The sequence below is a fragment of the Maritalea sp. genome (genome assembly GCF_051251695.1).
In the GTDB taxonomy this organism is placed as follows: Bacteria; Pseudomonadota; Alphaproteobacteria; order Rhizobiales; family Devosiaceae; genus Maritalea.
This window is the reverse complement of the sequence record NZ_JBPOEU010000022.1, coordinates 1-25,669: the sequence shown is the minus strand read 5'-3', so window position 1 is coordinate 25,669 and position 25,669 is coordinate 1. Positions and strand designations below refer to the sequence as shown.

Below are 25,669 nucleotides of genomic sequence, written 5' to 3'. Positions count from 1 at the left end.
TTGAGCGTACTTAATGTGGTAAAATTACGTATATCTTGCGGCGCATGCCTGCGCGTTTGATCTCCCCCTACACATAATTAGCAAATCAGATTAAGGTCGCTTTCAAGGTCAGCCACAAGCTGACCCCGGGGTGTCGAAACTCCACCTGTAGCGGCTGATGTCAGCCGAAATGATGTAATTCGATCGGTTCATGAACCTGCCAAGACGATTTGGCTTTCTCTCTTTGACGTCTCACTATGGACCCTCGTGTCGAGCGCGAGGGTGACTAAGGGTGTAGGCTTGTGGGGTGTTTACCGAAACCACAACCCTCATGGTGAGCTTGTCGAACCATGAATGTGGTGCGCTGTGTTTCATCCTTCGACAGGCTCAGGATGAGGGCTTGGTAACAGGATGAGGGCGGGGGAATTGTTTTTGCGCTTTACCCCCACCCTCAATCCCTCCCCACGAGGGGGAGGGAAACTAGGCCCCGCATCAAGTGCGGGACGGCTTGGGGAGGGCATGTGGCGAATGGTGCATTCTGACGTCATCCCCGCGAAGGCGGGGATCCAGGTGTGAATGTCCAAGAGCTGCAGTGCTTGTGCTTGTCGAACCATGAATGTGGTGCGCAGCGGTTTCATCCTTCGACAGGCTCAGGATGAGGACTTGGGAACAGGATGAGGACTTGGGAACAGGATGAGGGCTTGGGAACAGGATGAGGGCTTGGGAACAGGATGAGGGCCGGGGAATTGTTTTTGCGCTTTGCCCCCACCCTAAATCCCTCCCCACGAGGGGGAGGGAGACGAGGTCCCGCATCAAGTGCGGGACAGCGCGGAGGGAACGTGGCGAATGGTGCGTTCTGACGTCATCCCCGCGAAGGCGGGGATCCAGGTGTGAATGTCCAAGAGCTGCAGTGCTTGTGCTTGTCGATGTTCCTGTCTGGATTCCCGCCTTCGCGGGAATGACGGCTTGGAGAGGTGTTTTATTTTGCCTCAAGGCTCGCGCCGCTTGAACGCTTGGCGCAGTTTGTTCTCGCTCACGGGGCGCACCGCAAATAGCATGACGCGCTAAAACCGCCCTATGAGATTTGTTGCACCTGCGCGGGAGCGGCCAAAAAGTTGGCCGGGGTCCTCAACAATGAGTTGTTTCGTCCGTCTTTCTTCTCGCTTGTTCAGAACTTGTGTTGGGCACCAATTGGCGGGGGTGCCGGGGAAGCGCGTAGCGACCAACGGCGGCATGAAAAAAAGCTGGGTGCCGGGGAAGCGCGTAGCGCGACGGCGGCGCGAAAAAAAGCTAGGTGCCGGGCCAGCGTGCGCGGCGTGAGCGCCAAAAAATGCCGAGCGGAGCGACCAACGGCGGCGCGAAAGATGCTCGGGATGCAACAACAACCCTCGGTCAATTCGTACCTTCAAACAAAAAAAAAGGGCGATCCGAAGACCGCCCTTAATTCTATAAACGTTTGAGGGGTGAGCTTAGAAGCCCATACCACCCATACCGCCCATGCCACCCATATCAGGTGCGCCGCCACCAGCAGGAGCAGCAGGAGCAGGAAGTTCTGCAACCATAGCTTCTGTCGTGATCAACAGTGAAGATACAGACGCTGCATCTTGAAGAGCTGTACGCACAACTTTAACAGGATCGATGATGCCCATTGAAATCATGTCGCCATACTCAGATGTTTGCGCGTTGTAGCCGTAAGTTTCGGAAGAATTTTCCAGAACTTTACCAACAACAACTGAAGCTTCGTCGCCTGAGTTTGTTGCGATTTGGCGAATTGGAGCTTGAAGAGCACGCTGAACAATTTTGATGCCCGCGTCCTGATCAGCATTTACGCCTTTAACAGTCAAAGCAGATGAAGCACGAAGTAGAGCAACGCCACCGCCAGCAACAATGCCTTCTTCAACCGCAGCGCGTGTTGCGTTCAATGCATCGTCAACACGGTCTTTGCGTTCTTTAACTTCAACTTCGGTTGCGCCGCCAACTTTGATAACAGCAACGCCGCCAGCAAGTTTAGCCAAACGCTCTTGAAGTTTTTCACGATCATAATCAGAAGAAGTGTCTTCGATTTGCGCTTTGATCTGACCAACACGACCTTCTATGTCGTCTTTAGAACCAGCACCATCAATGATTGTTGTTGTTTCTTTAGTGATGTCGACTTTCTTTGCAGTGCCGAGCATATCCAAAGTTACAGTTTCAAGTTTGATGCCAAGATCTTCTGAGATCACTTGACCACCAGTCAAAATCGCGATGTCTTCAAGCATTGCTTTACGACGATCACCAAAGCCAGGCGCTTTAACCGCAGCAACTTTAAGGCCGCCACGCAAACGGTTCACAACCAATGTTGCAAGCGCTTCGCCTTCAACATCTTCTGCAATGATCAACAATGGACGTGAAGACTGAACAACAGCTTCAAGGATCGGCAACATGGCTTGTAGGTTTGAGAGTTTTTTCTCGAACAACAAGATGTATGGATCTTCAAGTTCTGCAGTCATCTTCTCAGTGTTGGTTGCGAAATATGGTGAAAGGTAACCACGGTCGAACTGCATGCCTTCAACAACATCAACAGTTGTTTCTGACGTTTTAGCTTCTTCAACTGTGATAACGCCTTCATTGCCGACTTTTTCCATTGCGCGTGCAATTTCTTCGCCGATGAACGCTTCACCATTTGCAGAGATCGTACCCACTTGGGCAACTTCTTCGCTTGTGGAGATGTTTTTCTTGGCGTTAGCAAGGTTGGCAATAACTTCAGTTACAGCCAAATCGATACCGCGCTTCAAATCCATAGGATTCATGCCAGCGGCAACCAATTTTACGCCTTCAACAACGATAGACTGCGCCAAAACTGTAGCAGTTGTTGTGCCGTCACCAGCAACGTCGTTGGTTTTTGAAGCCACAGAACGCACCATTTGCGCGCCCATATTTTCAAACTTGTCTTCCAAATCGATTTCTTTAGCAACAGAAACACCATCTTTGGTGATGCGTGGTGCGCCGAATGATTTGTCGATAACAACATTACGACCTTTTGGGCCCAATGTAACTTTAACAGCATTTGCAAGGATGTTGACGCCGTTTAGCATCTTGTCGCGGGCATCGGTGCCGAATTTTACTTCTTTAGCAGACATAATGTTTGCTCCTTAGAACTTATCAAAAATGGGGTAAAACGAATGCTAGATTTAGCAAAGCTAGACTTAGCCTTCGATGATGCCCATGATGTCGCTTTCTTTCATGATCAACAGGTCTTCGCCGTCGATCTTGACTTCAGTGCCAGACCATTTGCCGAAAAGCACGCGGTCGTCGGCTTTAACATCTGGTGTGATGTATTTGCCATCTTCGTCGCGGGCGCCTGGGCCAACAGAAACGATAACGCCTTCAGAAGGCTTTTCTTTTGCTGTATCTGGAATAATGATGCCGCCTGAAGTTTTTTCTTCAGAATCGACACGACGAACGACTACACGGTCGTGAAGTGGACGGAAGCTCATGCTAGTTCCCTCAATTTACATTTAGTTTCAAAAAACAAAGGCCATTAGCACTCTTGGTAGGTGAGTGCTAACAACCAACGCCACACAGATAGTAAGCCCACTATGCAGAGTCAAGGATAAGTGCCTTATTTTTGTTTTGGCTCTGCATCAAAATTGGCCAATTTGTAGGATGATATTCGAATGTGCTTGTTTACTGTCAGGGGATAAAGGGCTCAAATGAATGCCAACTCATTTGAATATTTGCCTTTTTGCGTACAGTTGCGTAAGCCTTTCGCCAACAATTGTCAGAGACAAAAAGCGCGATAGCGCGAGTAAGAGAATGCAATGGATATCAAAGCAAAAGCCGATGCTGGCCAAATGAGCGCAAACAAGCCACCACAGCTTTCTCTGGTGGTGCCCACTTACAATGAAGCAGGCAATGTTGTCGTGTTGGTCGAAAAGCTAGATGCCGTTTTGGTCGACATCGATTGGGAGATTACTTTCGTCGATGATAACAGCCCTGACGGAACGGCTGACGTCGTCAAGGAGCTCGGACAATCAAAACCCAATGTTCATTGCATTAAGCGTATCGGCCGACGTGGATTGTCGTCAGCTTGCATTGAAGGCATGGCTTCAAGCACGGCTCCAATCGTTGCAGTTATGGATGGCGATCTCCAGCATGATGAAACTGTTTTGCCAAAAATGTTTGAAATGGTCAGCGCAGGCAAAGACCTTGTGCTCGCCTCTCGCTTTTATGGCGGACAAACCGCCGAAGAGGGACTGAGCAAATTCCGCGAGATGGGATCGAACGTTGCGAATTGGATCGCGAACCTGATCACGGGCGCAAAAATTTCAGACCCGATGACCGGCTTTTTTATGCTTAAGCGTGAGCGGTTTGAACAAGTGGTGCCAAAGCTTTCGAGTGAGGGGTTTAAAATCCTACTCGATATTATCGCTACAGCCCGCAACATGGGTAAACCGTTGGATATTGGTGAGGTGGGTTTCAAGTTTCGAGCACGTCATGATGGTGAGAGCAAAATGAGTCCGTTGGTCGCCGCACAGTTTTTGGGATTAGCACTTTCAAAAATAATGGGTGGATTGTTGCCTGTTAGTTTCATACTTTTTGCTGCGGTCGGCGCAGTTGGCGTGGTTGTGCATTTGGCGACGCTAACGTTTGCGGCTGAGCGAATGGCGTTCAACTTCACCAATGCTCAATTGTTAGCAACACTTGTGGCGATGATATCGAATTTCCATCTCAACAATATTCTGACCTACGCCAACCAGCGACTGCGTGGCTTTAAATATTGGCAAGGTATGCTCAGTTTTATTGCTGTTTGTGCCTTTCCTGCGATCGCAAATGTTTCTATTTCGACATTCATCTATGAGCAGAACTCGCTGTTTTATTTAGCGGCTATTGCAGGCATCATCATTTCAATGGTGTTCAACTATGCAATGACCCGCATCTTCACTTGGCGTGTTAAATAATGAGTGAGTTTGAGACGCAATTGCGGCACCGTCTCAGCGCCTCTAGCGGACAAATTCGCACTGCTGTTATTTGGCTCATCATACTCACCACCCTTTATCGGGTGTGGGGTGCGTGGTCGATTGATCTGGTTATTGGCGAAGCTTATTATCTCAGTTCAGCCCGCCAACTACACCTTGGATATTTCGATCAGCCTCCGATTTTTATTTGGATCATCTGGCTGACCAAAACCCTAACCGGCAGCGAAGCGCCGGTGATCCTACGCCTGCCTTTCATTTTGACATTTTCCGCCGCCACTTGGATGTTTTATCGCATCGGCGCGAGACTACATTCTGAACGCGCCGGTCTGTTCACCGCCATCATTGCCAACATCCCGATATTATTCACGCTCTCCATTGGATCATGGATGCAGCCGGAAGCGCCGCTGACACTAACTTGGCTTGTCGTCGTTTGGCTGTTGATGGACATCTTTTTCGGCCCGCAGAAACGAACGCCGTTGCGAAGCTGGATACTTGTTGGCATTTGGGTCGGCCTGACCTTTATGACAAAATATCACGCGGTATTTTTGATCTATGGGGCAGGGTTGTTTATTCTGTTCAACAAAGATGCGCGAAAATGGTTGCTGCACCCCGGACCCTATTTGGCGGTGTTAATCGCGGCGATCATTTCTTTGCCTGTGCTCATTTGGAACATGCAAAACGACATGGCGTCTTTTGTGTTTCAGGGCAGCCGTGCATTTGGCGAAGCGTTTCACCTTGATTGGCTTTTGCGCATGATCGGCGGCCAGCTGATCTATATAACGCCATGGATTGCATTGCCGGCCCTTTGGGTTGGATTGCGTACCCTTTTCAAGGGTCCAACGGGTATCTATCCCGCAGGCACCCCAAATGGCATGAGCTTTTTCTTTCTCATGCTTGCCCACGGGCCAATTCTGTTTTTCACTGCCGTTGCCGCATGGTCAAATGCGCAATTTCATTTCCATTGGCAAGCACCGGGTTACATGATGTTGTTCCCCATTTTGGGCGCTGCTGCGGCGATTGCTTTTGACAAGGTTCGGATTGTTGTTATCGCGTGGCTCGTGATCGGTGCATTATTGAGCACGTTGGTCATGAGTGTGTTGATAACCCACACGGTGACTGGCTGGGCGAGGGACTATTTCCCACCTGGAGAAGACCCCACCAGCGGCGCATTGCAATGGCAAGAACTTGATCAGTATTTTGAAACGGAAGGCGTCTATGACGCGCAAAATACGTTTGTTGCAGGCTTTTTCTGGATCGAATGTGGCCAGATCGACAACGTCGTTCGTGGGCGCAAACCAATCGCGTGTCTAGCTGACGACCCGCGCAATATCGCCTTTAATATTGATCTGCTCGACCATGCCGGATCGGATGCTTATATCGCGGCTGTTTGGCACTCAGACGAAACGATAATCGGCACACTTTCCAATGTGTTTGAAAAAATCGAACGGGTTGGCGATGTTCAGATCATGCGCAACGGTTTTGCCGCCATGCCGCCGGTGCGCATATTCAAAGCAAAGAACTTGCTTACCAACCGTGAGATTCTTTCCATAGGCAGCCCTACAGTCGAACTGACCGCTTTGCCGCGTACTCAAATGTCTAAGCTGAGTGGCACCATAGAACGCGATCCGGCCTCAACCCAAGAAACAGTTGATTTATGGCTGGATGACACTTTGGTGGGTACCATTTCGTTGTCGGGCTGGAAGCAAGAGTTTGAGTTTGTGCCGGAACGCAATTGGGCGGTGGGGCTGCGAAAATCCCAAATACGGCTTGAAAGCAAAAGCGGTGTTCAAATTCGATTTGAAAATTTGTCTGTGGAATTCAGCGATTAGCCACATGTTTTCGCATCATATGTGTTTCCACTTCGTCTGAGCTGGTGACGATAAAGCCATAGCTCTCGTAAAATCTGTGCGCAGGGCTCTCATTTAGAACGATTAGTGACATGTCTTTTTTGTCTGTTTCAGCAAGAGTTATAATCCGTTCCATCATAACGCGTCCAATGCCTTGCCCTTGATATTGGGGCTGTACATAAAAGTGGCCGAGATAGAGCGCACTGTCTTTCGGAATGAGCGCGTAACAGCCGACCAAATCGTTGTTGGTGAAGACCAGCACTGTGCATTCAGGCTGAAATTCATTCACGAAACGCTGACGTGCGCGTTCCGGGTTAAATCGGCCCAAATGCTCTAGGCTGGGCCGCATCGCTTCTAGCCGAAGCGCGATCAGGCGCTCCAAATCATCCGAAGTTGCGGACGTGAAGGAAAGTTCAAGTTTGCTGGACATGCAAAATTAGGCAGCGTTTCGTTCTTGGGCTTCTAGCTTTTCCCAAGACTGCTTTTTCCTGTAAATCGTTGAGGGGCTAATTTCCAACGCGGCGGCGGCCTGCGAAATATTGCCGCTAAATGCTGTAAGGGCATCCTCAATGATTTTTTGTTCCTGCCGCCAAAGAGGCTGCATTTGGGCAACCGCGTTCTGGGCATGACGGTTGGGAATATGGGTGTTGGGCACAGGCGCTGGCATAGAAGTTGGGCCTGAATTTGCTTCAACATCGGCAAGGCGTGCCATACGAGAAGTCACCAACTCGCCTTCATGCATAACGACAATGCGGCGAATGAGATTTTGAATTTGCCGTACATTGCCCGGCCATTCGCGAGACATGAACTGATCAGCGGTATCGCGATCAAATCCAACAAAGTTTTTGCCTTCTTCCTTGGCATATAGGCGCAAGAAATTCTCAGCAATTGGCATAATGTCTGCAGGGCGTTGCCGCAGCGGTGGCAAGTGGATGGGCAATACGTGCAAGCGATAAAACAAATCCTCGCGGAATTGTTTGTCTGCGATTAATTGCATGGGATTGCGGTTGGTGGCGCAAATAATGCGCACGTCCAAATCGCGGGGCATTGCTTCGCCAACCCGGTTAATAGAACCCGTTTGTAAAAACCGCAGCAATTTGGCTTGTAAGCTGAGGTCTAGTTCGCCAATTTCGTCCAAGAACAACGTGCCGTTGCTTGCAAGCTCGGCTGCGCCTTCACGGTCTTCCATTGCGCCGGTAAACGCGCCTCTTACGACACCAAATAGTTCAGTTTCCATCAGGTCGCGCGGAATTGCACCGCAATTGATGGCCACAAAGCGACCCTCTGATCGGGGAGAGCGGGCATGTAGTGCTTCTGCACAGATTTCTTTTCCAGTGCCACTTTCACCGGTGATGAAAACGGGTGCAGCAGATGGCGCAATGCGCCCAATTTGTTCGTAAATCACCTGCATCTGGGCCGAAGCGCCTACAAAGCCTTCAAAATCCAAATCTTCGCTGGTCGATTTAGGTTGAGCGAATTGACGACGTTTGCCGTGCCGCACGGACAGCTCTTCCAAACGTTCAAACAACATGTTGGCAGAAACAGGTTTTGCAAAATAGTCGTGCGCACCAGATCGCATAGCGGCAACGGCCATTGAGACAGATCCACCGTCAGACAAAGCAAGCACAAGCGAACTTGGCGCGTGACTGGTCAGGCGCAAAAGAGCGGCTTCTGTATTGGGATCTAAATCGGAGATGGAAGAGAAATCACAAATGACGATATCGAATTCGGCGGCTTTCAATGCACTCAGGGCTGAGCAACCGTCTAGCACGTGCGCGCACGTCGCATCGTCTCCCCATTGTTTTGAAAGGTGTGCGCTGCAGCTGTTGGCAACAACATTGTCACGATCAACAACAAGCACTTGAGTAGGACACGACAAGCCATTTGCAACAGGCATTATGGCATTTCTCCCATTCTGGGTCTTCGTTTAGCATTCTTGCTTGTGCCAATAATTGCCAAATAGAGTAAACAAAGTGTGTGCAACTGACCCATAATCGAAAATATATTGGTTTTAGGGTTATTCACATCGCCGTATTGGGGCTCTTTGAACCTTTGGTTGGAGATGCTATGAGTGTAACCAACGGATTCTCGTTGATAAGGGAATGAACAGTCTTGCGTGCGATCGTTTTGTTTTTTGTGGCAGTTGCATGCCTAAGCATTGGCGTTACGGCCTACTTTGCTTTGGGCTTCACGCTTATTGAGGCCTTTTTGGTCACGATTGTCGCGTTTCTGGCCAGTTTTGTCCTTGTTGAAGCTCTTTTTCGCCGACGCACAGAGACTTATCTGGCGCAGCAAACAGAAGAAATTGCCCGACAGCTTTCAACGATTGCTAAGACAACTGAGCTGGTGAGTGATCAGGTTTCGTTTCTTTCTAGCCTGAACATGAAGGACCGTGCGGATGATTTGGAAGCAGATGTTTCTGTTTTAGGAACCGTTGTTCGCCAATTGGCCGAAGCTGTTGCTGAAATGGAAGAACTGCAATCCAAACCGGCTCAGTCGGTAAATGCAGCGCCAGCAAAAACGCAAAATTCTTCCGAAACTGGAAGCGGCGGGTTTGAGGTTGTTCATGGCGACCAGCCGGCAATTTCGATTGATACCGTGAAATACGCCTTGGCAAACAATCAAATTGAACAATATTTGCAACCCATCGTGACGCTGCCGCAACGCCGCACCTTGGGTTACGAGCTTATGCCTAAGCTTTATACGGACGATGGTGTTTTGCACCACGCCGAGGATTTTCTGCATTATGAAGATCAAACCGGCACCATTTCGGAGCTTGAGCAATTCTTGCTGCGCCAGGCAACAAATATCATCCACCGATCAAATATGACGGGTGAACCCACAACCCTGTTTGTGCCATCGTCAAAAGCACTTTTAAGCGATCAACAAGCTTGTGATAGCATCAGCGCAACTTTGACCACTAACCGCGCTGTGGCGGTAAGTTTGGTTCTGCAAATGCCTGAATCACTTTATGAGTCTTTAAACAGTGCCGAGCGGCAATCGCTTGCGGAGTTGGTGAAAAACGGGGCAGGGATTTGTCTTGAAAATGTGCGGTCTCTACGTCTGAGTTTTCAACAATTGTCAGAGCGTGGGGTTCGGTACGTAAAAGCCGATGCGGCTAGGTTTATTGAAGACCCGCTGAATTATACCGATTTCCATCGGGCTGACTTGGCTGACTATGTCGAACGGTTCGGCATCGGGCTGATCATGAGCAACGTCACCAGTGAGGATCAAGTTCTTGAATTGTTGGATGATAAAATTCCGCTAGCGCAAGGCCGCCATATTGCAGCCGCTTCTCCGGTTCGGCCCGATCTAACGGGCGAAAAGAGTTCCGGCCGTCGCGCTGCTCGATAATTCCAATAAAGGCACGAAATACATGACAACGTCTATCGAACGGTGCGGTTTGAGCGCCCTTAGCGATATGTTTAATGTCGCTTTTTGCGATGTTTGGGGCGTGCTCCATAATGGGGAGCGCGTGCATCAATCCGCAGTTAAGGCATTGCAAAATTTTCGCCGCTCTGGGGCTGCTGTGATCTTGGTGACCAATGCGCCACGGCCCTCAAATGAAATTGTAACCGAACTGCTGGCCATGGGTGTGCCACAAGATGCGTTTGATGCGCTGGTGAGTTCTGGGGAAGTGACCCGCGATCTAATCGCAACGTACCAAGGCAAGACCATTTATCGATTGGGCCCACAAAGTGACGATGGTTTGTTTGACGGCATAGACGTTAAATTTGGGCCATTGGATCAGGCCGATGCCATTGTTTGCTCGGACTTGGAATATGGCCGCACGCCTGAAGACTACACATCCGAAATACAGGACTGGAAAACCCGTTCGCTGCCCTTCATCTGCGCCAACCCAGACAAATTCGTGGAAATTGGCGACCAGCTCATTTATTGCGGCGGCGCATTGGCAGACCTTTACGAAGAGGTGGGTGGCGACGTTATTATGGCAGGAAAACCATTCCCCCCGATCTATGAAAAAGCCGCTCAATTGGCACTTCAAACCCGTGGCATTGATTTAAAAGATCAAAAAGTTATAGCAATTGGGGACAGTGCGCGCACGGATGCTACTGGCGCAGCAAAAATTGGCGCGGGATTTTTATTCATTTCCGGCTCAATTCACGCCCATGAGTTGGGTGAGTTGAATGCGCCCGACGAAGCTGAAATCGAAAAACTATTGGCGCCAACAGGTGCCAATAGCATGGGATATAGCCCATTTTTGGAATGGTGAGGATTTTTAAGCGTTAGAACATCGCGTCAACTGTATCTTGGTTGATGCCTTCGCCCTCATTTGCCGGGCCTCGGACCAAACGAGATTGATTGCGTTTTTCGCTGTCGCTGACCGTTGATGCGACGGTGGTGATTTGGTTGCTCTCGATCATATGGCACAATAATTCGATCCGCTGTTCAATGACTTCAACGGTTTGAATGACCCTCGTCACGCGCTGACCTGTTAAATCCTGAAACGTGCAGGCCTCAAAAATGGCCATCATGTGCTGTTCAACCGATTTGGCATAGGCCGCCGGGTCCGACTTGTCTGCCTCAACGACTTTTTCTGCAATGTTCATAATTGTATTCGTCGCCACTTCGGTGGCCGAAACAATGGCAGATAATTCGCGACCCATTTCAGGAATGCGTCGGGAGAAGATATCGTCGGCACCGACTTTAGACAGATCGCCGCGTAATTCCTCAATTGAATCAAGCATATCTTTGAGTTCGCGATACATCGATTTATCAAGGCTACGCACAAGCGGTTTAAGCGCTGAGGTTACCTTTTCCGCCATGGCGATAACTTCGCGCAGCGGAATTGGGTTTTCTTCTACCGTGTCCAAGGATGCGTTGTGATCTGGAATGGGATCAGCTTTTACGGGTGCATGGTTCATTTAAGCCACCCTTTGCTGGAAGACAGCCTCGATTTTGCCCATCAAAATCTCTGATGTAAATGGCTTGATAATGTAGTTATTGACCCCTGCGCGTTTGGCCGCAATCACATTTTCTGTGGCGCTTTCGGCGGTGATCATGATGAATTTTGTTTCGGCGGTTTCTGGATTTGAGCGCACGGCGCGCAACAAATCAAATCCCGTCATCGGCTCCATGTTCCAATCTGAAATAACCAAATCATATGTGTTATTTTCAAACTGTTTTAATGCCGCTTGGCCGTCGGAAGCCTCATGCACATCTTCAAAGCCAAGTTGTTTTAGCAAATTGCGCAAAATTCTAAGCATCGTCGCATAGTCATCAACGATCAGAATACGCATGTTTTTATTTAACTCCATGGTTGGTCCTCAATACCTTTTTCCAACACGAACTACGCAAAGCATACAAGGTTGCCCTGAAACGGATGTAAACCAACCCTTGCGTGAAACTACATAGATGAGTTCAGCGCGGTTTCGGCCAATCTCGCGCTTGCAAAAATTCACACAAAAGGGCAGGTTGCAGCGCAACATTTGAAATGTCTGCCTGTGAAGGCAAAAAGGATCAGCGCAACTATGGCGTTTTCAATTATTGAGGACCTTTCTCAGTTCCCTGCACATTTGCGCGGCGCGACCATCGCGATCGGCAATTTTGATGGCTGCCACCTTGGGCATCAATCGGTGTTTGAAGCGGCAAGGAACAAAGCTAAAGCGCTAGGAAAACCTGCGCTTGTGCTGACGTTTGAGCCCCATCCTCGCGATGTGTTTGCTGAAAAACCTTTTATGTTTCGGCTAACCGAGCGCGATCAAAAAGCGCGGCTTGTTGAAGCGCTTGGGTTTGATGGAATTGTTGTGCTGCCATTCACTAAAGACTTGGCCGGCAAAACAGCAGAAGAGTTCGTGGCGGACTTCTTGGTTGATTCTATCGGCGTAAGTGCTGTTGCAGTTGGCGCAGATTTCCATTTTGGGAGAAAACGCGCTGGCACGCCTGATTTTTTGGCCAAATCTGGTCAGGACCATGGGTTTGAAGTCAAAATCTGCCAAATGCTAGATGATCATCAAATACCTGTGTCTTCCTCTCGCGTGCGGGATGCGTTGCGCGACGGCGATGTGCCTTTGGCCAACAGTTTGCTGGGCTATCATTTCTTCATCACCGGTGAGGTCAGTCACGGCGATAAACGGGGCCGGGAATTGGGCTACCCAACGGCCAACATTAGCCTGTCGCCGTTTGAAGGTTTGAAACTAGGGGTTTATGCGGTTCGGGTGCTGCATAATGGCAAACGGTACGACGGTGTTGCCGCCTATGGCCGCCGCCCAATGTTTGACAATGGCAAAGCGCTTTTTGAAACCCACATATTTGGCTTTAGCGGCGAAATTTATGGCGACAAGTTAGAAGTGGCGATGACCAAATATCTACGCGGCGAGAAAAATTTTGATGGTATTGACGAACTGATCGCAGCGATGGACCAAGATAGTATCGAAGCTAAAGCCAATCTGGCGAACGAGCAGGCTATCTCTTTGTTGGACGACGCACTGGGCTTTTTCTCCGCTCCGCGTGCCTAGTTAACCAAGGAATTGTTGACTTTAACCCGAATTTTGCATTATTCGAAGTGACCGAAATAGAGTTTTCAAGCAAATGAACCCCACGTTCAAAATTAGCTTTGGCTATAATGATGCGCGCACCAAGCTGCGCTCTATAGCTAGTGGGGCGTTTTATCCCATACCGCGAATTACCAGCCGGCCTTCGTAAGCTGGCGCAAATATGCGCAGCACGAAGTGTCGGATGACTTCAACTTTCGCCAATATATGCGCTGGAAACAATTCACCAAGATGTTTCCCTTTCAAACTGGCGAACAATTCGAATTCCCAAATATGGATCTGATCACAAAATGACCGATCATCAAGATAATGCTGACGCAGGCCAGCCTGCCGAAAAAAAAGACTATTCGTCGACCCTCAATCTGCCAAAAACCGACTTTCCGATGCGCGCTGGATTACCCAAGCGCGAGCCGGGTTGGCTAAAGCGTTGGCAAGATATGGACCTATACCGCGAGCTGCGCGAAACTTCCAAAGACAAAGAGAAGTTCACGCTGCACGATGGTCCTCCATATGCGAACGGCAATATCCACATCGGCCATGCGCTGAATAAAATCCTCAAAGATATTATCGTTCGTTCGATGCAAATGCAGGGCTTCAACGCCGCGTACACACCGGGTTGGGATTGCCACGGTCTGCCCATCGAATGGAAGATCGAGGAAAAATATCGTGCCAAAGGTAAAAACAAAGACGAAGTGCCGGTCAACGAGTTTCGCAAGGAATGTCGCGAGTTTGCCGATAGTTGGGTTGACGTGCAACGCGAAGAGTTCAAACGCCTTGGTGTAAATGGTGATTGGGACGATCCATACATCACCATGAGCTATGACGCCGAAGCACAAATCGCGCGCGAACTGATGAAATTTTCGATGTCTGGCCAGCTTTATCGCGGCTCAAAGCCCGTGATGTGGTCCGTTGTTGAACGCACCGCATTGGCGGAGGCTGAAATCGAATATCACGATTACGAAAGCGATGCGATTTGGGTGAAGTTCCCTGTCTCGGCTGCTGGCGGTACATCGGCGCAAGAAGGGTTGATCGAACAACTTCTTGATGCGGCAATTGCCATCTGGACCACCACACCGTGGACGATCCCATGTAACCGCGCAATTTCATATTCGAGTGCCATTTCTTACGGCCTTTATGAAGTGACTGAGGCGCCGGAAGACAATTGGGTCAATGTCGGTGAAAAACTCGTACTAGCTGATGCCTTGGCCGCGGACGTGTTTGCAAAAGGCCGGGTTGATGCCTTCAACCGGATCGCAGATGTGCCTGCAGATGTTTTAGCATCGGTTGAATGTGAGCATCCGCTTGCTGGTCATGTTGATGCATACAACCACACAACGCCATTGCTGGACGGCGAACATGTCACCGACGAGGCGGGAACTGGATTTGTTCACACGGCGCCCGGCCATGGTCGAGATGACTTTGAAATCTGGATGAACAACGCCATCGCTTTAGAAGCTCGGGGCATTGATCCAAGTATCCCATTCTGTGTTGATGATGGCGGCTATTATACCAAAGATGCGCCGGGCTTTGAAGGCGCGCGGATCATCGACGATAAAGGTAAAAAAGGCGACGCCAACCAAAAGGTGATCACTGAGTTGGCAGCCCGTAGCAATATGATTGCCCGTGGCCGCGTAAAACACTCTTACCCGCATTCGTGGCGCTCTAAAAAGCCGATTATCTTCCGCAACACCCCACAATGGTTCGTTTATATGGACCGTGACATTGGCGATGAGGGCGATACATTGCGCTCCCGCGCATTGAACGCGGTCGATAAAACACGCTTTGTGCCTGAATTGGGCCAAAACCGTTTGCGCAAAATGGTTGAAGGACGACCTGATTGGGTATTGTCGCGCCAACGCACTTGGGGCGTGCCAATTTGCGTCTTTGTCAATGAAGATGGCGAAGTGCTCAAGGATGAGGCGGTCAACCAACGCATTGCCGACGCTTTCGAAAATGAAGGCGCGGATGCCTGGTTTGAAGAATTCGCTGCCGAGCGTTTCCTTGGCGATGATCATGACCCCGCCAAATGGCAAAAGGTCACCGACATTTTGGATGTTTGGTTTGACAGCGGCTCAACCCACGCTTTTGTTTTGGAAAAGCGTGCAGACCATGCCTGGCCAGCCGATGTTTATTTAGAAGGTTCAGACCAGCACCGGGGCTGGTTCCAATCATCTTTGCTTGAAGCCTGCGGCACGCGTGGTGTTGCGCCGTTTAAAACCGTGATCACCAACGGTTTTACAATGGACAAAGATGGCCGTAAAGAATCCAAGTCATTAGGCAATATCACAGCACCCCAAGACCTGATCAAGAAATTCGGCGCGGATCTTGTTCGCCTATGGGTTGCATCAATCGACTATACTCAAGATGTAAGAGTGAGTGATGAAGCGTTTAAAACTACGGTCGATGCTTATCGCAAAATGCGCAACACATTGCGCTTTTTGCTGGGCAGTCTTGCGCATTTTGATGAAGCTGAAAAAGTTGACGCTGCGGACATGCCCGAACTCGAGCAATATATGTTGCACCGGATTGCGCAGCTGGACAAAGAAGTGCGGGACGCCTATTCGAATTATGACTTTAAGCGGGTGTTCTCGACGCTGTTTAACTTCATGACGGCGGACCTGTCTGCGTTCTATTTCGACATTCGCAAAGACGCGCTTTACTGCGATCCGAAATCCAGTGTGGTGCGCAAATCTTCGCTGACGCTGCTCGACACGCTTTATGATTGTTTGACCGCGTGGCTTGCGCCCATCATGGCCTTCACGATGGAAGAGGTATGGCTGGAGCGCAATCCAGAGGATGGCTCGTCCGTTCATAAGCGCCAATTCCCAGAAATTCCTGCAAGCTGGTTGAATGATGATCTTGAAACCAAATGGCAAAAGATCAGAAAAGTACGCCGTGTTGTCACCGGTGCATTGGAAATCGAACGCCGCGAAAAACGCATTGGTTCATCTTTGGAATCTGCACCAGATATCTATATTGCTGACGCAGATCTTTATGTGGCATTGCATGGCCAAGATGCCGCTGAAATCGCCATTACCAGCCAAGTAAACGTTTTGCAGAACGAAGGCCCAGCCGACGCATTCCGCCTCGACGATGTGCCCGGTGTTTCTGTTGTGCCGAAAAAGGCGCAAGGCAACAAGTGCGAACGCTCTTGGAAGGTTTTGCCAGAAGTCGGAACAGACAAAGACTATCCGGACGTAACCTTGCGTGATGCACAAGCATTGCGTGAATTGGCTGGAGCATAATTGAAATGAAGGCAAATTTCGCACACAAATCGATTTTTGCCTTCGTTTTGGCCGCGCTGATCGACCAGCTCCACAAGTTTTACATGATCAAAATTTTGGGATGGCAAGGCGGTGAGTTTATCACCGTAACGCCGTTCTTTGATTATGTTTTGGTGTGGAACCCCGGCATTTCCTATGGCCTTTTTGCCGCCATTCCAGCTTGGGGACTGATCGGTATAATGCTGTTGGCTTGCGCCGGGCTTACCTATTGGTGGGCGACATCGCCTTCCAATTTGGTGCGCTGGGGACTGGCTGTTACCCTTGGCGGCGCAGTTGGCAATATCATTGATCGGTTTATCTATGGCGCGGTTGCGGATTTCTTTTCGTTTCACGCGTTTGGCTATAACTGGTATATTTTTAACCTTGCTGATGTAGCAATTGCACTTGGCCTTGCGGCGTTAGTGTGGGATATGTTCACATCAAAAGGCAGTGAAACCTAAAAATTGCCCCATTCTACCGTTAGCGGCTTTGGGGTAAGTGCGGACAGATGGTATTGTTCGGGGTGAGTTAGAGTTAAGGACGCAACGCATGAGTTTTTCGAAAATCAATTGGTCGATGAAATCGGCAGCGCGCCCTTTGCGAACTGTGGGCCTTTGCGTCTCACTTTTAGCTCTAGCAGCATGTACCACGGTTGAAGGCACTAATGCTTTTAAAGATGGTGAGACTTTCGAGCGCGAAGTGCTGACCAGCACCGCCCAGGGTCTTGGCCTTGTCCCCAAAGTTAAAAAAGATGACGTGACGTCGGAACGCGCCCCTTTGGTTTTGCCTAAAGACGCAAAGTTCTTGCCAATCCCAACCAAAAGAACCGCTTCGGCTCAATTGCCTGAGGATAGCGACAAAGTTCTGCTGGATACGGAAAAGCTAACCGCAAACGAAATTCGCCTATTGCGTGGTGCTCGTGTGGTTGACCTGAATTCGGCGAGCAAAGAAGGTCGTGCATTTACTCCTGAGGAAATGTCAGAAATTTCGCGTCGGTTCCGCGAGCAGCGTGAAGCCTATGCCAAAGCGCGCACAAGCGGCAAAAACCGTCCGCTCTATTTGCCACCAGAACGTTATTTCACCAAAGTGAATGGCGACGATCTGATTTGTTTGGCTGAAAACGGCGATTTGGTGCCGCTAGACAGCGCTTTATGCCCCGCAGAGATACGTGCGGCATTGCAAGGCAACTAACAAACCGCTACACCGCGCCAACAGACTTTCTCATTTCGGAGCCAAATGATGGCGACTGACAAAAAAAACGCGCCTGAAAAATCGCGTGACGGCGAGCGTATCGCCAAAGTAATTGCCCGTTCTGGCTATTGTTCACGCCGCATGGCTGAAACATGGGTCGAAGAAGGGCGCATTTCGGTCAACGGCAAAATCGTCAAAACACCTGCCTACAATGTGACCGAAAAAGATCGGATCTCGATTGATGGCAATCCGTTGGCCAAAAAAGAGCCGACACGTATGTGGGCTTATTATAAGCCTGTTGGCCTCGTCGTTAGCGAAAGCGATCCTGACGGCCGACCAACCGTGTTCGAAGAGTTCGACAAAGCAGACATGCCGCGCGTTTTGACCATCGGACGGTTGGACATCAATACAGAAGGCTTGTTGTTGCTCACCAACGAGGGCGGACTTAAACGCGTTCTTGAACTGCCATCCACAGGCTGGACCCGCAGATACCGCGTTCGCGCCCATGGTCGCATTTCCCAAGAGAAGTTGGATGAGCTTAAAGACGGCATCACCGTTGATAAGGTTCACTATGGCCCGATCGAAGCAAAGCTGGAACGCCAACAAGGCGCAAACGCTTGGATTATTGTTTCGCTTAAAGAGGGCAAAAACCGCGAAGTCAAAAATGTACTTGCGGCGCTTGGGTTGGACGTGAACCGTCTTATCCGCATGTCATATGGTCCCTTCCAGCTCAATGAGATGAAGGAAGGCGAAATCCAATCAATTAAAGCGCGTGTGATCAAAGATCAGCTCAGCGCTAAACTGATCAAGGATGCTGGCGTAGATTTTGACGAGCCTTCTGTGCCAGTTGAAAACAAAAGACCGCCCAAAAAAGGCGAAAAGCCAGTACGCGGCAAACCGCATGGTCGCGTTGATCGTCCGGTACGGCCAGTGCGCAAGAAATATGAAAACAAGTGGCCTGAAGAAGAAACTCCAAAATCAAAGGTGTTTTTTGACGATGGTCGGACCAAAATAATTGATACGCCAGTTCCACGTAAAGAAGGTGACGATGATCGCCGTGGTGGACGTCGTGAAGACAGACCATTCGTCAATAGAGACGATAGAGGCGGTTCTCGTGACAGTAAGTTTTCGCGCGGAAAAGACGATGACCGTGGTAGCCGCAAGCCTCGGGTCGAGCCTGAAGGCCGCAGTCGGCCAGATGCACGTGGTGGAAATGCTGATCGCAGTGCTCGTCCGCCAAGCAAAAACAAATCGTTCGAAGAACGTGGCGGACGGCCACAATCTGCCAAGAGCCGAGGCCCACGCCGGGATGACCGGACGGCAAGTGATCGCCGTGGCGCATTTGTAAATCGTGAAGATGGATCTGCTCGTGTAGGGGCACCTACCGTGCGCAGTGGGACCACGTCGGATCGTCCAGACAGTCGCGGACGTAGCGGTAAGAACAAAACCTTTGTATCCGCAACGCGGGACGATGGTCGTGGTTACGGCAAATCCCGCGCTGGTGGCAAACCAACTGGCGGCAAGCCAGGTGGAAGCAAGCCAACTGGTGGCAGACCTACAGGCGCTCGGCCAACGGGTGGGCGACCGACCGGCGGTAAGCCTACTGGTGGCAAACCTGCGGGTCGCCGCCCGGGCAACGCCAATGCAAATTCGAACCCGAACCGTCGCGGCGCGCCTCCTAAAACGCGTAAGTAGCCGCGTTTTAGAATTATAGAAGTCGCGTAATTGGCATAAGCCGAGCCGCTAGGCTCGTCACAAAGGTAGAATGAATGCGCATCGTTGCAGGAAAATTTCGCGGCAAATCATTGCATAGTCCTGAAACGGACGAAATTCGCCCGACGTCTGACCGGGTGCGCGAGAACTTGTTCAACATTCTAGCGAACCATTTTGGCCCGACATTTCACGAAGTGCGGGTGCTCGATCTTTTCGCAGGCACCGGCGCATTGGGTTTAGAAGCCCTTTCACGCGGGGCGGAACACGCAACGTTTGTGGATACAGGCGTTGAAGCGCGGGCGCTGATGCGTGAAAACATCCAAGATTTCGGCGTTGCTGGCCAAGCACGTATGCTACGCCGCGATGCGACGGATCTGGGGCAAGTTCAGCGTATCCCCCCCTGTAATCTGGTCTTTCTTGACCCTCCATACAGTCAAGGCTTAGGCGAAAAAGCACTCGCTGCCGCGCTTGCTGGCGGTTGGATTGCTGATGATGCCATCATTGTTTGGGAAGAGGCGAAGTCAGCGGAAGTTACAATTCCCGAGGGTCTAACCGAACTTGATCAACGCAATTATGGCGACACCAAAATTCTGATTTGCCGAAGAGGATAGAGGATTTTTCGCACACGGGGCGTACCGCAGTTTCCATGATGGCCTAAAGCCGGGCTTTGCAATTTTCTGCCCTGCGCGAAGTATAACTTAGCCCTCATGGTGAGCTTGTCGAACCACGGGGGCGGGTGATCGCGCCATCCTTCGACAGGCTCAGGATGAGGCTTGGAGTGGCGTTTGTGTTGGGCACCAAATGGCGGGGGTGCCGGGGTCGGGAGCATAGCGACCAACGGCGGCAAGAAAGAAGGCAAGGTTGCATAACTTAGCCCTCATGGTGAGCTTGTCGAACCACGGGGGCGGGTGATCGCGCTATCCTTCGACAGGCTCAGGATGAGGCCTGGAGTGGGCGTTTGTGTTGCGCACCAAATGGCGGGGGTGCCGGGGTCGGGAGCGTAGCGACCAACGGCGGCGCGAAAGATGTTGGGTGCCGGGCCAGCCTGCGCGGCGTGAGCGCCAAAAAATGCTGAGCGGCGTGAGCGCCAAAAATTGCTGCGCGCAGCGACTAACGCCGGCGCGAAAATGCCCCTCAATCACTTCAATGTGAGGTGGAGGTTCCATTTTGCCCTCTTGCGGCCACGTTTCACATATGTAACATCTCAAAACAAAGAAAAAGATGGAGTTTGGTGACGTGAAATTCAACCGTAGAACAGCCCTGGTTACAGGCGCAAGCTTTGGTGCCCTTATGCTTGCGGGTTGCGATAACCCTGCGAGTTCAGAAGCCAACGCCCAAACCCAAGTCAATGCTGACAACACCGCTTCCGGTGGAGAAGAAATCACCCGTACAGGCGATTTGATGAAACCATTGGGTTTTGAAGATAAGTGGTTGGGCGACGAGAACGCCAAAGTCACTGTGATTGAATATGCATCACCGACTTGCCCACACTGTGCTACTTTTCACACACAGGTCTTTCCTGACTTCAAGAAAACCTTCATCGATACGGGCAAAGTGCGCTTCTCAATGCGTCCGTTTTCGCGCTCCATTTTGGACGCCGTTGTGTTCATGACAGCGGCATGCGACGACCCTGCTGCTGACTATTACAAGCTAACGGGCGCGTATTTTGAAACCATGCGATCTTGGGCCACAAGTGAGAATTCCAAGGCTGCGATGGCTCAAGTGGCAATAAATAACGGATTTACACAGGAATCATTCGAAGCCTGCTTGACAAACCAAGAGCTTTTCAAGGGACTAGAGAAGACACGTAATCAAGCTTTAGAAGAATTTGGCTTGGAAGCAACGCCGACATTTTATGTGAACGGCAAAAAGCTGGCTGGAGTAATATCGGTTGAAGATTTCGCAAAAGAGATCGACCCACTATTATAAGTTAGCGCACCTGATGAAACGGGGGGCGCGATGAAATTTTCGCGCCTTCGGCTCACAGGCTTTAAGTCCTTCCCCGATGCAACAGACCTTCACCTAGAACCCGGCCTAACCGGTGTGGTGGGACCAAATGGTTGCGGCAAATCCAACCTTGTCGAAGCGATGCGTTGGGTAATGGGTGAAAACTCATTTAAGAACATGCGCGCCTCGGGCATGGACGATGTGATCTTCGCAGGCTCCGCAAATCGACCTGCACGTAACACTGCCGAAGTTACCCTTTTCCTTGATAACAAAGACCGCACCGCCCCGGCGGTTTTAAACAATGCGGACGAGTTGGAAGTCACCCGTCGCATTGAGCGCGAACATGGCTCAGTTTACCGCGTTAACGGCAAAGAAGTTCGAGCGCGCGATGTGCAATTGCTGTTCGCGGATGCCTCAACCGGGGCCCGGTCGCCAGCTATGGTACGCCAAGGTCAAATTGGCGAGCTGATTTCCGCAAAACCAAAACAACGCCGTGCGATCTTAGAGGAAGCTGCTGGCATATCTGGTCTTCATTCACGCCGCCATGAGGCAGAGTTGAGGTTAAGGGCTGCTGAAAGCAACCTTGAACGTGTCGATGACATCATCGCCGCCGTTGAATCCCAGTTGGAAAATCTTAAACGCCAAGCGCGACAAGCCACACGCTATCGTGGGTTGTCAGGAGAAATTCGCAAGGCAGAAGCCACGCTTTTGCATCTGCGTTGGGTTGCCGTGAAGGTCAAAGAAAAAGAGACCGAAGCGAACCATGCGCGGCTCGTCAATTTGTTGGCCGACGCGACACACCTCGACCTCGCGGCGAAAAAGAAGCTTGAGACTTCTGACGCACAATTGCAGCCGCTGCGCCAAGTGGAGGCCGAGGCCGCCGCGGCATTGCAACGGTTCAAAATTGCCCTCACTCAACTTGAAGAAGACGCCAAACGCGCCAATCAGCGCAAAGGTGAACTAGAGGGTCGTCTGGTTCAGGTTAAGGTCGATGCGCAACGTGACACTGATTTGATCGGTGAAAGCCAAGAACTGGCCACCAATCTTGACGAAGAAGAAGCTCAACTCAACCGCGACGTGGCGAGTGCATCTGATGACAATATTAAAGCGCAATCTGACGCGCAGGCAACGAAACATGCTGTAACAGAAGCCGAACTGGGGTTACGCGAAAAAGCAGACAAGTTAAGCGAAATTCGAGCGCATAAGTCTTCCACCCAGCGTTCGTTGGATGACGCTAAAGCGCGGTTAGAAAAACTGAACCGACAACTCGTCGATGTTGCTGACGAAGCTGAGCGCATCATCACGGCATTGTCTGAGGACAAAACCCTACAGGCTCGGCAAGAAGCACTGACCAATGCACGCAACCAAGCTGAACGCGCAGAAGTTGAAGCAGACAAAGCCGAAGCTGCAACCCGGCAAGCAGATATTGAACTGACCGAGGCGCGGCCCGCACTGACGGCCATTGAAGCCGAAATCACCAAATTGGATGCTGAAGCACAAGCAATCAGCAAAATGCTTGACCTGCACGACCAATCATTATGGCCTGCCATCGTCGACGCGCTTGAAGTGAAGGCGGGGTATGAAACGGCCCTAGGCGCCGCAATTGGCGATGATTTGGATGCATCATCCGACGAAGCCGCGCCACTCTTTTGGTCGGCTCCCGCAGATCACAGTGCAGACGCGCCAATGCCCGACGGCGTGGAAGCGCTCAGTGAATTTGTGACGGGCCCAGCATTGCTCACCCGACGGTTGAACCAAATTGGTGTCATCGAGAAGGCCGATGGCGAACGTTTGATGTTGGCGTTGAAACCGGGACAAACGCTGGTGACCCCTGAAGGCGATCTGTGGCGTTGGGATGGTTTTGTTGCACGCGGCGATGCCCCAACGGCTGCGGCGCAACGATTGGCGCAACGCAATAGGTTGGCCGATATTGACGCAGAGCGGCAAACCCATGGGGTGAAGTTGGATGCAGTACGCACCGGTGTGCAGCAAAAATCAGAACGCTTAGCCGTTTGCCGCGAACAAGAGCGCCAATACCGAGATACCTATAAAGAGGCCCAACGATCGATCAACGCCGCTCAGGCAGCTGTAGAAGCAGCGCAAAAAGGCTTGGTTGATCTCACTTCTCGCCGCAGTGCGTTGGAGGAAGCAACAATTCGGCTCAAATCAAGTCGCGACGAAGTTGTGTTGGTCGTTCAAGACGCTGAGGCATCGTTGGCCATTATTGAAGATGACCAAGATTTGGCGCGGGCGATGGAGGCACAAAATTCAAATCTAACAAGGCTACGCGAGCAGGCGGATCAGGCGCGGTTGCGCTTAGCTGGGTTTGAGAACGCAGCCCGTATGCGTGAACAGCGTTTAGGCCGGATAACCAACGAGCGCGGGTCTTGGCACAAGCGCCTCAGCGATGCGCAAGAGCACCTTGCGTCGCTGTCTTCAAGACAACAGGAAATTGAAACACAGCTTGCAGAACTGCAAAGCGCACCGGACCAGTTCGCGGACCAGCGCCGTGCGCTGGAAGACAAAATTGAAGACGCTGAACTGGCACGCCAACGCGCAGCTGATCAAGTTGCGAAAGCGGAAACCGCGCACCGAGACCAAGACCGCGAGGCGCGGGATGCCATTGCTGCCCTTTCAAAAGTGCGCGAAGAAATCGCCCGCATTGAAGAACGCCTGAAATCGCTGGGTCAACAGCGTTTGCAAGTCGAACAAAATGTTATTGAAACACTCAATGTCAGCGCCAACCGAACCGCCGAAATCGCAGGGCTAAAACCTGAACAACAATTGCCCAACGAAAATGCGATTGAGGCCAAGCTAGATCGATTGAAGCGTGAACGCGAACGCCTTGGCGGTGTTAACCTACGCGCTGAACAAGAAGCCACAGAAGTTCAAGAAAAACTCGAAACCATGGTGACCGACCGCGAAGATTTGATCGCGGCCATCGCAAAATTGCGCACCGGCATTTCCAGCCTCAACCGCGAAGGTCGAGCGCGGCTGACCGAAGCGTTTGAGAAGGTCAATGCGCACTTCAAGGAACTGTTCACCCAGCTATTTGGCGGTGGTACTGCGGAGCTGACCTTCATTGAAAGTGATGATCCGCTGGAAGCTGGTCTTGAGATCATTGCCAAGCCACCAGGCAAAAAGCCAACGACCATGACGCTTCTCTCGGGTGGCGAGCAGGCGCTGACCGCTATGTCGCTGATCTTCGCTGTATTCCTCACCAACCCGGCCCCGATTTGTGTGCTCGACGAAGTTGATGCACCGCTGGATGACGCGAATGTCGAGCGTTTCTGCAATCTCTTAGACTCAATGCGCGCCAAAACCGAGACCCGTTTTGTCGTCATCACCCACAACCCAATCACCATGGCCCGCATGGACCGCCTATTTGGCGTCACCATGGCCCAACGCGGCATTTCGAATTTGGTTTCGGTTGACTTGACGACTGCTGAGACGTTCTTGGAGGCGGTTTGAGGACGTTGGCGATTTATGTACCCTAACGGGAAGCGCCTCAAATTGCGTGATAACTAACGCACTAGCATTCCATTCCGCGCAGAATGTTGTTATGTTAACGCCAGTCAGACTGTACAAGTGCAGGTGTGAACTCAATAACGGCCCTCACCGGTACATCAATGTATGGTTCACATTTGGTGACACCATCGGCTATCGCTGCAACAGCTTCTTTTTGCCATGCAGTGAAAGTGGCTGCGCCAGGAGCGACGCTTATGAATTTAACTTCGCCGTTCTCAAGTAAAATCCTTGCAAGGAACTGATATTCACTGGGCACAGGCTCGGGGAGTTTGATGCAGCTGGCGGCTCGACGCGCTATCTTTTTGCCGCTTTCGCAAACTTTGGGAGCATTTGAGCATGCCAATTCCATATATTGATCGATGGAGACCTGTGCGCTTGCTGGGATCACCAGCATCATTGAAACGAAACATACTCTAAACATTAGCGTAACTTAAAACAAACGCATTCCAAGTCAACTGGATAAAAGCTGGGTCACAGCAACGCCCTCATGGTGAGCCTGTCGAACCATGGATGTGGTGCGTGTTGTTCCATCCTTCGACAAGCTCAGGATGAGGGGAGAGTGTGGCCGCTTCTTGTCCCGAATAAGTGTGATGCACCAATTGGCGGGGGTGCCGGGGAAGGCCCGTAGGGCCGACGGCGGCGATGAAAACCGCGGGGGTGCCGGGGAAGGCCCGTAGGGCCGACGGCGGCGATGAAAACCGCGGGGGTGCCGGGGAAGGCCCGTAGGG

At 51.0% G+C, this 25,669-nt stretch carries 19 protein-coding genes; 12 read left to right on the top strand and 7 right to left on the bottom strand.

Translation table 11 applies throughout. The annotated features are described in order from the left end of the window. Positions 1 to 1,448 precede the first annotated feature (1,448 nt). Positions 1,449 to 3,098 (bottom strand): chaperonin GroEL, encoded by a 1,650-nt coding sequence (gene groL / locus ACSHWX_RS13480; RefSeq protein ID WP_435668748.1) that lies wholly within the window; start codon positions 3,096 to 3,098, stop codon positions 1,449 to 1,451. 66 nt (positions 3,099 to 3,164) lie between these two features. Continuing rightward, entirely contained in the window at positions 3,165 to 3,455 is a 291-nt protein-coding gene (locus ACSHWX_RS13475) for a co-chaperone GroES (protein ID WP_435668747.1), read from the bottom strand. A gap of 324 nt (positions 3,456 to 3,779) precedes the next feature. Here ACSHWX_RS13475 and ACSHWX_RS13470 point away from each other — a divergent pair, with 324 nt between their 5' ends. Beyond that, entirely contained in the window at positions 3,780 to 4,919 is a 1,140-nt protein-coding gene (locus tag ACSHWX_RS13470; protein WP_435668746.1) for a glycosyltransferase, read from the top strand. Then, entirely contained in the window at positions 4,919 to 6,766 is a 1,848-nt protein-coding gene (locus ACSHWX_RS13465; protein ID WP_435668745.1) for an ArnT family glycosyltransferase, read from the top strand. Before ACSHWX_RS13470 ends, ACSHWX_RS13465 begins: the two co-directional genes overlap by 1 nt. Here the strand turns inward: ACSHWX_RS13465 and ACSHWX_RS13460 are convergent. Together ACSHWX_RS13460 and ACSHWX_RS13455 are read right to left on the bottom strand one after the other, a co-directional pair. Then, positions 6,756 to 7,214: a GNAT family N-acetyltransferase gene (locus tag ACSHWX_RS13460; protein ID WP_435668744.1), complete on the bottom strand. Its 459-nt coding sequence runs from the start codon at positions 7,212 to 7,214 to the stop codon at positions 6,756 to 6,758. The genes ACSHWX_RS13465 and ACSHWX_RS13460 overlap by 11 nt on opposite strands. Positions 7,215 to 7,220: 6 nt before the next feature. Further along, complete coding sequence (locus tag ACSHWX_RS13455; protein WP_435668743.1) at positions 7,221 to 8,681, bottom strand: sigma-54-dependent transcriptional regulator; 1,461 nt, start codon at positions 8,679 to 8,681, stop codon at positions 7,221 to 7,223. A gap of 215 nt (positions 8,682 to 8,896) precedes the next feature. Here ACSHWX_RS13455 and ACSHWX_RS13450 point away from each other — a divergent pair, with 215 nt between their 5' ends. Then, positions 8,897 to 10,138 carry an EAL domain-containing protein gene (locus ACSHWX_RS13450; RefSeq protein ID WP_435668742.1) on the top strand — a complete coding sequence of 414 codons (1,242 nt, stop codon included), beginning with the start codon at positions 8,897 to 8,899 and terminating at the stop codon, positions 10,136 to 10,138. A 22-nt stretch (positions 10,139 to 10,160) separates the two neighbouring features. Beyond that, the gene (locus ACSHWX_RS13445) at positions 10,161 to 11,018 is read left to right on the top strand and encodes a TIGR01459 family HAD-type hydrolase (protein ID WP_435668741.1); all 858 of its coding nucleotides are present in this window, start codon (positions 10,161 to 10,163) and stop codon (positions 11,016 to 11,018) included. A gap of 13 nt (positions 11,019 to 11,031) precedes the next feature. Here the strand turns inward: ACSHWX_RS13445 and ACSHWX_RS13440 are convergent, their stop codons facing one another. Together ACSHWX_RS13440 and ACSHWX_RS13435 are read right to left on the bottom strand one after the other, a co-directional pair. After that, positions 11,032 to 11,670 carry a protein phosphatase CheZ gene (locus ACSHWX_RS13440; protein ID WP_435668740.1) on the bottom strand — a complete coding sequence of 213 codons (639 nt, stop codon included), beginning with the start codon at positions 11,668 to 11,670 and terminating at the stop codon, positions 11,032 to 11,034. After that, positions 11,671 to 12,063: a response regulator gene (locus tag ACSHWX_RS13435; RefSeq protein ID WP_435668739.1), complete on the bottom strand. Its 393-nt coding sequence runs from the start codon at positions 12,061 to 12,063 to the stop codon at positions 11,671 to 11,673. A 213-nt stretch (positions 12,064 to 12,276) separates the two neighbouring features. On the opposite strand from ACSHWX_RS13435, the gene ACSHWX_RS13430 reads away from it, so the two are divergent. The 8 genes from ACSHWX_RS13430 (at position 12,277) to smc (ending at position 24,884) form a co-directional block, all read left to right on the top strand. Continuing rightward, positions 12,277 to 13,263 carry a bifunctional riboflavin kinase/FAD synthetase gene (locus ACSHWX_RS13430; protein WP_435668738.1) on the top strand — a complete coding sequence of 329 codons (987 nt, stop codon included), beginning with the start codon at positions 12,277 to 12,279 and terminating at the stop codon, positions 13,261 to 13,263. Between the two features lie 326 nt (positions 13,264 to 13,589). After that, positions 13,590 to 16,544 (top strand): isoleucine--tRNA ligase, encoded by a 2,955-nt coding sequence (gene ileS, locus ACSHWX_RS13425; RefSeq protein WP_435668737.1) that lies wholly within the window; start codon positions 13,590 to 13,592, stop codon positions 16,542 to 16,544. A gap of 5 nt (positions 16,545 to 16,549) precedes the next feature. Continuing rightward, positions 16,550 to 17,023, top strand: coding sequence for a signal peptidase II (gene lspA / locus ACSHWX_RS13420; protein ID WP_435668736.1), 474 nt, complete (start codon positions 16,550 to 16,552; stop codon positions 17,021 to 17,023). Between the two features lie 88 nt (positions 17,024 to 17,111). After that, positions 17,112 to 17,753 (top strand): hypothetical protein, encoded by a 642-nt coding sequence (locus ACSHWX_RS13415; RefSeq protein WP_435668735.1) that lies wholly within the window; start codon positions 17,112 to 17,114, stop codon positions 17,751 to 17,753. Positions 17,754 to 17,801: 48 nt separating this feature from the next. Beyond that, entirely contained in the window at positions 17,802 to 19,448 is a 1,647-nt protein-coding gene (locus ACSHWX_RS13410; protein WP_435668734.1) for a pseudouridine synthase, read from the top strand. 74 nt (positions 19,449 to 19,522) lie between these two features. Further along, positions 19,523 to 20,077 carry a 16S rRNA (guanine(966)-N(2))-methyltransferase RsmD gene (gene rsmD, locus ACSHWX_RS13405; RefSeq protein WP_435668733.1) on the top strand — a complete coding sequence of 185 codons (555 nt, stop codon included), beginning with the start codon at positions 19,523 to 19,525 and terminating at the stop codon, positions 20,075 to 20,077. 625 nt (positions 20,078 to 20,702) lie between these two features. Next, positions 20,703 to 21,395, top strand: coding sequence for a thioredoxin domain-containing protein (locus tag ACSHWX_RS13400; RefSeq protein ID WP_435668732.1), 693 nt, complete (start codon positions 20,703 to 20,705; stop codon positions 21,393 to 21,395). Positions 21,396 to 21,425: 30 nt separating this feature from the next. Then, positions 21,426 to 24,884, top strand: coding sequence for a chromosome segregation protein SMC (smc, locus tag ACSHWX_RS13395; RefSeq protein WP_435668731.1), 3,459 nt, complete (start codon positions 21,426 to 21,428; stop codon positions 24,882 to 24,884). Positions 24,885 to 24,978: 94 nt separating this feature from the next. On the opposite strand, the gene ACSHWX_RS13390 is transcribed toward smc, so the two are convergent. Then, the gene (locus ACSHWX_RS13390; RefSeq protein ID WP_435668730.1) at positions 24,979 to 25,362 is read right to left on the bottom strand and encodes a hypothetical protein; all 384 of its coding nucleotides are present in this window, start codon (positions 25,360 to 25,362) and stop codon (positions 24,979 to 24,981) included. Positions 25,363 to 25,669 lie beyond the last annotated feature (307 nt).

Bases quoted from the DNA above. Each gene is read 5' to 3' on its own strand.
- groL (WP_435668748.1), bottom strand. From the start codon at position 3,098: ATGTCTGCTAAAGAAGTAAAATTCGGCACCGATGCCCGCGACAAGATG.
- ACSHWX_RS13410 (WP_435668734.1), top strand. From the start codon at position 17,802: ATGGCGACTGACAAAAAAAACGCGCCTGAAAAATCGCGTGACGGCGAG.
- smc (WP_435668731.1), top strand. From the start codon at position 21,426: ATGAAATTTTCGCGCCTTCGGCTCACAGGCTTTAAGTCCTTCCCCGAT.
- ACSHWX_RS13445 (WP_435668741.1), top strand. From the start codon at position 10,161: ATGACAACGTCTATCGAACGGTGCGGTTTGAGCGCCCTTAGCGATATG.
- ACSHWX_RS13465 (WP_435668745.1), top strand. From the start codon at position 4,919: ATGAGTGAGTTTGAGACGCAATTGCGGCACCGTCTCAGCGCCTCTAGC.
- ACSHWX_RS13390 (WP_435668730.1), bottom strand. From the start codon at position 25,362: ATGTTTAGAGTATGTTTCGTTTCAATGATGCTGGTGATCCCAGCAAGC.
- ACSHWX_RS13455 (WP_435668743.1), bottom strand. From the start codon at position 8,681: ATGCCTGTTGCAAATGGCTTGTCGTGTCCTACTCAAGTGCTTGTTGTT.
- ACSHWX_RS13435 (WP_435668739.1), bottom strand. From the start codon at position 12,063: ATGGAGTTAAATAAAAACATGCGTATTCTGATCGTTGATGACTATGCG.
- ACSHWX_RS13440 (WP_435668740.1), bottom strand. From the start codon at position 11,670: ATGAACCATGCACCCGTAAAAGCTGATCCCATTCCAGATCACAACGCA.
- ACSHWX_RS13415 (WP_435668735.1), top strand. From the start codon at position 17,112: ATGAGTTTTTCGAAAATCAATTGGTCGATGAAATCGGCAGCGCGCCCT.
- ACSHWX_RS13430 (WP_435668738.1), top strand. From the start codon at position 12,277: ATGGCGTTTTCAATTATTGAGGACCTTTCTCAGTTCCCTGCACATTTG.
- lspA (WP_435668736.1), top strand. From the start codon at position 16,550: ATGAAGGCAAATTTCGCACACAAATCGATTTTTGCCTTCGTTTTGGCC.
- rsmD (WP_435668733.1), top strand. From the start codon at position 19,523: ATGCGCATCGTTGCAGGAAAATTTCGCGGCAAATCATTGCATAGTCCT.
- ACSHWX_RS13475 (WP_435668747.1), bottom strand. From the start codon at position 3,455: ATGAGCTTCCGTCCACTTCACGACCGTGTAGTCGTTCGTCGTGTCGAT.
- ACSHWX_RS13470 (WP_435668746.1), top strand. From the start codon at position 3,780: ATGGATATCAAAGCAAAAGCCGATGCTGGCCAAATGAGCGCAAACAAG.
- ACSHWX_RS13460 (WP_435668744.1), bottom strand. From the start codon at position 7,214: ATGTCCAGCAAACTTGAACTTTCCTTCACGTCCGCAACTTCGGATGAT.
- ileS (WP_435668737.1), top strand. From the start codon at position 13,590: ATGACCGATCATCAAGATAATGCTGACGCAGGCCAGCCTGCCGAAAAA.